This window comes from Bradyrhizobium sp. 179 (assembly GCF_023073535.1).
Classification (GTDB): domain Bacteria; phylum Pseudomonadota; class Alphaproteobacteria; order Rhizobiales; family Xanthobacteraceae; genus Bradyrhizobium.
Map to the genome: position 1 here is coordinate 211755 of NZ_JADPJR010000157.1, position 6000 is coordinate 217754.

General features: G+C 67.2%; 3 protein-coding genes and 1 pseudogene. 2 read left to right on the forward strand and 2 right to left on the reverse strand.

Features of this window, described 5'->3' with window-relative positions:
- Positions 1-502 precede the first annotated feature (502 nt).
- Positions 503-3868 (forward strand): PAS domain S-box protein, encoded by a 3366-nt coding sequence (locus IVB12_RS36485; RefSeq protein ID WP_247307567.1) that lies wholly within the window; start codon positions 503-505, stop codon positions 3866-3868.
- Between the two features lie 55 nt (positions 3869-3923).
- On the opposite strand, the pseudogene IVB12_RS36490 reads toward IVB12_RS36485, so the two are convergent.
- A pseudogene (locus tag IVB12_RS36490) lies at positions 3924-4106 on the reverse strand (hypothetical protein); the annotation flags it as partial.
- 418 nt (positions 4107-4524) lie between these two features.
- Complete coding sequence (locus IVB12_RS36495) at positions 4525-5697, reverse strand: acetyl-CoA C-acyltransferase (protein WP_247307570.1); 1173 nt, start codon at positions 5695-5697, stop codon at positions 4525-4527.
- A gap of 11 nt (positions 5698-5708) precedes the next feature.
- On the opposite strand from IVB12_RS36495, the gene IVB12_RS36500 reads away from it, so the two are divergent.
- Positions 5709-6000 (forward strand): hypothetical protein (locus IVB12_RS36500; protein ID WP_247307573.1); only part of this gene is annotated, 292 nt, incomplete at its 3' end.

The window sequence follows — 6000 nt, forward strand, 5'->3', positions numbered from 1 at the left end:
GGTGCGTTGCGATAATTTAATCCCGCTGCGGGTGAGGTTCCCGATTGGGAAGCCGGTGGTTGAGGTAGCCGGGTGCGTTGTTGGCTAGCCAGAGAGATCCACTCTATCGTTCCCTCCCTTGGGCAGGGGCAGGGGAGTCCCACTCGGGGGCTTTCCGGAGGGCATCGGCTTGGGTGCAGCATCAACAGGTGGCACCTTTTCCTGGGCTCCCCCCTCTCTAGCCCTCCCCCACAAGGGGGGAGGGAACGGACCTTCGTCGTGGCAACGAGCGAGTCTCTTCCGTCAACCGGGATGATGAGGGTCGTCCCGCGAATCCCTTGGATGCCACGGCGCTGCGGCTTGCGGGGTCGGCTGGATTAAGGTTATCGCGGCTTTGGGCCGTGCGCGAAGGGCCGGAGCCGTGGACCTGCGCGCGGGCGCGGGCGATACTAACCCTTTCTTAAGGCTGTCATTCGCGGCAGCCTTAACGCGATGCTGACAAGCGGGACTTAAAGCCGGTCGGATGAAGAGTTCGGATTTCCAGTTGCGAGGCGTGGGCGATCCCCGGCTGGCCGTGCACGCGACCTCTCCGCTGCCCGCCTGGCTCTGGTCGATCGACGGCACGCGCGTGCTCTGGGCCAATCCGGTCGGCGCAAAACTGTTCGGCGCGGCCCATGCCACAGCCCTCGCGGAGCGGACGTTCGGCCCGGCGGACAGCCACCGCCGCCAGGTTGCCCGGCTCGCCCGCAGCCTGCCGCCGACCGGCACTGTGCGGCTCGAACGGCTGCGCGGCTTCGGCGCCCGGCTCGGCATGCTGATGACCTGCGCCTGCGCCCGCCTCGACTTCGCCGATGGCAGCCATGGCGTGCTCGTCGCCGCGATGGACCCGTCGCTGCGCAGCATGCCGCTGCTCGAGCGGCTGCTTCGTCTCGTCGACGGCGCCAAGGTGCCGATGGCCGCGTTCGCGCCTGACGGCCTGTTCGTCGGCGCCAGCGAGGCCGCCCGTTCTCTCCTCGGCTTTCGCGATCTCGGCGAAGCGGGCCTCGACCGGGCCCGCAGCGAAGCGCTGACCTGCGGCCGCGCCGCGACGCCGATCGGCATCGGCCAGATGGTGCTGCAACGGGTCGGCACGGGCGCCGATGTCGGCCTTGTCGCGCTGATCGAGCCCAGCGCCGCGCAACAGGCGTCCGCAGCGTCTGCGCCCGAAAGCGTATTGGACGCTGCTGCCGAAACCCCGGTCGAAGCGGCGCAGGACGCCGCAATGACGAACGAGCCGTCATCGCTGGATGCGGAGGCCGGGATCGCATTGTTCGACGCCTTCGCTGAGCCGATCGAAACATCCGACATAGCCGCGACGACGACGCCCGCGCCCGAACCGGCCGTGAGCGAAGCGGCCGTGGAGGCCGTGCAAGAACCGGCGCCCGAGCAGACCGCGGAGGCCGCGGCCAAAACTCCGGTTGAAAACTGCGCCCAGGCCATTGTGTCGCCGCGGCCGGCGCCGATCACTATCGGCATGGTCGAGCCGCCGCCGGGCCACGAGAAGACGCCCGCACCGCGTCAGCATCCGCTGCGCTTCCTCTGGCAGATGGATGCCGAGGGACGCTTTGTGCTTCGCTCCGACGAATTCATCCGTCTCATCGGTCCGCACACCGCCGCCGGCTTCGGCCGCCCCTGGCGCGAGATCGCCGCGGAATTTGCGCTCGATCCCGACGGGCGCATCGCAGAGGCGCTCGAGAGCCACGACACCTGGGCCGGCATCACCGTGAACTGGCCCGCCGATGGCGGCGAGCATCTGCCGGTCGAGCTCGCGGGCCTGCCGATCTACGATCGGGAGCGGAATTTCGCCGGCTTCAAAGGCTTTGGCGTCTGCCGCGATCTTGACGGCCTCAACCGGCTCGAGGCGCTCCGCCGCTTCGAGCGGCTGGCCGAAGCGCCGGCGCAGCACGGCCTGTCCGCCGAAAGCGTCGAGCCGGAGCCGGAGGCCGAGGCAGCGACGCCGCCTCCGCCGATCGCGCCGCCTGCGCCCGAGGCTGAAGCCGAACTGCCCGACCCCACACCCGACGCGAATTCACATCCAACCGATCCGGAAACGCCAGTGGAAACGCCGCCTCCGAATGTCGTGCCGTTCCGCCCGCATGGCGATGCACGCTCGCCGACGCTGACGCCGGTCGAGAACAGCGCGTTCAACGAGCTCGCCCGGCAATTATCCGAGCGGCTCGAGCGCGACCGCGAGACGATCGCCGCCGACACGTCCGAGCCGCCGGCCGCCGAGATCGCGCCCGAACCACCCGCGCCTGGGCCCGAGGCGCCGCAGGCTGCGGCCGAATGGCTGACCGAGCCGGCGCCGCCGGCACGCGGCGAGCCCGCGCGCGACCGCGCGCTGCTCGACCTGTTGCCGACCGGCATCCTGATCTATCGCCTCGACCGCCTGCTCTACGCCAACCCTGCCTTCCTCGCGCGCATGGGCTATCAAGACCTGAGCGCGCTCGAGGATGCCGGCGGGCTGGACGCGCTCTATGTCGAGCCGGGCGTGTCTGCGGCCAGCAGCACGTCGCAAGCAGGCACGCCGGTGACGATCAGCGCGGCCATCGCGAACGGCCAAGCGCCGCTTGCGACCACGGAAGCGCATCTGCACACGATCGACTGGGACGGCGAGAGCGCGCATGCGCTGATCTGCGCGCTGGCGCAGGCTGCGCCAATGGTCGCCGCGCCCGATATCGCCGAGACGATTGTCTCCGAATCCTTGCCCTTTGCGCCCGAGCTCGAGCCCACGGCCGGCGATGCCGACGCCGAGGATCTCGCCGCGATCCTGGACACCACGGCCGAGGGCATCGTGATGTTCGATGCGGAAGGCAACATCCACGCCTGCAACCGCAGCGCCGAGGCGCTGTTCGGCTATGACGGTGAAGCCCTGCTCGAGCAGAATCTGGCGACGCTGTTCGCCCCTGAGAGCCAGCAGATCGTCGCCGACTATCTCGAAAGCCTGAAGAGCCAGGACATTGCGAGCCTGCTCGACCACGGCCGCGAGGTGCTGGGCCGCGAGAAGAAGGGCGGCGTCATTCCGCTCGCGATGATCATGGGCCGCACACGGCCGGACGGCCCGAACTTCTTCGCCGTGTTCCGCGATCTCTCGCAGAGCAAGAAGGGCGAGAGCGAGCTGACGCGGGCCCGCCGTCTCGCCGACGGCGCAGCGACGGCCAAGGCCGACATGCTGGCGCGGATCAGCCACGAGATCCGCACCCCGCTCAACGCCATCATCGGCTTCGCCGAGGTGATGATCTCCGAGCGTTTCGGCGCGCTCGGCAACGAGCGCTACGGCGAATACATGAAGGACATCCGCGCCTCCGGCGAGCGCGTCATCGCGATCATCGACGATCTCTTGGAGCTGTCGCGGATCGAGACCGGCAAGCTCGACCTCAATTTCGCCAACCTCAATCTCAACGACCTCGTCGAGGCCTGCGTCGTGGTGATGCAGCCGCAGGCTAATCGCGAGCGCATCATCATCCGCACCTCGCTGGCGCATGCGCTGCCGCAGGTCACGGTGGATGCGCGCGCAATGCGGCAGATCACCGTGAACCTGATCTCGAACTCGATCCGGCTTGCGAGCGCCGGCGGCCAGGTCATCGTCTCGACCGCGCTGACCGATCGCGGCGAGATCGCGCTGCGCATCCGCGACACCGGCCATGGCCTCAGCGAACGCGAAGTCGCCGCCGCGATGGAGCCGTTCCGCACTCCGCCGCCTGGCGATGCCGCGGACAGCTCCGCGCTCAGCCTATCGCTGACCAAGGCGCTGGTCGAAGCCAACCGCGCCCAGTTCAACATCAAGAGCGCGGGCAATTCCGGCACGCTGATCGAAGTGGTGTTCGCGCCGGCGCTGGCGAAGGCGTGAGTGGGCATTCTGCGGAGGGTCGGTTCCAACGGACCGGCCCTCCTTCACGCCGCTCTCAGCGCTTGGCCGGCGGGCCGCTCTTGTTGCCCGGCAAGCCCTTGATGTTCGAGGTATCCTGCTGCTGGACGGTCGGGTTTTGCGAATTTGAGCCAACCGTTCCGGTGCGAGCGGGAGGACCGTTCTTGTTGCCGGGAGCCCCAGCGATACCCGTCCCCGAGTTCTGCGCGCTGGGCGCGGTAGCGACACCGCTGCTGCTGTCCGTGCGCGTGTGATCTCCCGGCGCGGTCGCGGCCGAGCCCGGCTTGTCCTGCTCTCCAACGTAGCCCGAGGCGCCGGAATTCTGCGTCTTGAGGCCTTTGTCCGCCTCGCTCTGCACGTTCTGGTTAGGTGTTGCCTGCTGCGCGATTGCCGGCCCCGCCATCAGCGGGGCCGCGATAAGGATGACTGCCATTGTCGTTCGCATGAGCGTTTCTCCTCCGCTTGCCCCTTCGCGCGTAAACGCCCGACACCGTGAAGATTTCCAAACCAGCCGGAATAAAGCCTTCGGTTGCAGGAACCAGGTCTGCCATGCTGTCGCTCAAACGAAAGGGCACGGCGCTTGTCGCGCCGTGCCCTACACAATGCTTGCGTTGGTCTCAGTGATAGATCTCGAAGTCTCAGTGATAGATCTCGAACAGGCCGGCGCCGCCCTGGCCGCCGCCGATGCACATCGTCACCACGCCCCACTTGGCCTTGCGGCGTGCCCCTTCCTGGAGCAGATGGCCGGTGAGCCGCGCGCCGGTCATGCCGAAGGGATGCCCGATCGCGATCGAGCCGCCGTTGACGTTGTACTTGGCGGGATCGATGCCGAGCTTGTCGCGGCAATACAGGCACTGGCTGGCGAAGGCCTCGTTGAGCTCCCATAGATCGATGTCGTCGATCTTGAGCCCGGTGCGCTTCAAGAGCTTCGGAATCGCGAACACGGGGCCGATGCCCATCTCGTCGGGCTCGCAGCCCGCGGTCGCCCAGGCGACGAAGCGTCCGAGCGGCTTGAGGCCGCGCTTCTCGGCGTCCTTGGCTTCCATCAGCACCACGGCGGCGGCGCCATCGGAGAGCTGGCTGGCATTGCCGGCGGTGACGTATTTGCCGGGGCCCTTCACCGGCTCGAGCTTGGCAAGGCCCTCCATCGTGGTGTCGGGCCGGTTGCACTCGTCGCGATCGACGACGTAATCGACGATCGACTCCGCCTTGGTCTGCTTGTCGACGACCTTCATCTTGGTCTTCATCGGGACGATCTCGTCCTTGAACTTGCCGGCCTGCTGCGCCGCGGCCATGCGGCGCTGCGATTCCAGCGAGAACTCGTCCTGATATTCGCGGCTGAGCTTGTAGCGTTCCGCGACGATGTCGGCGGTATCGATCATCGCCATGAAGATGTCAGGGGCGACCTTGAGCAATTCCGGATCGATCGATTCCTTCGGCGAGCCGCCGCCCGGAATCGAGATGCTCTCAACGCCGCCGGCAACGATGCAGTCGGCACCGTCGGAGCGGATCGAGTTGGCAGCCATCGCGATGGTCTGAAGCCCCGAGGAGCAGAAGCGGTTCACCGACACGCCGGCGGTGGACTTCGGCAGGCCGGCGAGCAGCGCGGCCTGACGGCCGATGTTCGGCGCGCCATGAGCGCAATTGCCGAGATAGCAGTCCTCGACATAGTCCTTTTCGACGCCGGCGCGCTTCACCGCGTGCTGGATGGCGTGGGCGGCGAGCGACATCGGCGGCGTGATGTTGAACCCGCCGCGGCCGGACTTGGCCAGGCCGGTGCGCGCATAGGAAACGATGACGGCTTCACGCATGTGTTTCTCCCTTGTCGAACGATTTTGAACGGAGCGTCCTTACCGCCATTGGTACACAAAGTTTGGCCGAGGCGGGAGAAATAAAAACGCCGCCTCCGGTGACGGAGGCGGCGTTGTTCCGCGGGTCGGAATATGTCGGCGGCGCGACGAAGGATCAGACTCATCAGACTCAAATGGCTGGTGTGAGTCACCTCTCCCCAGCGGGGCTATGGGATTCCCGGTTTTATGCTTTGGATTGCAAGCAGATAACCTTCGAGGATTGCGGCGAGGCGGTCCCAGCCGTCTCGCATTGTCTTTGGGCCT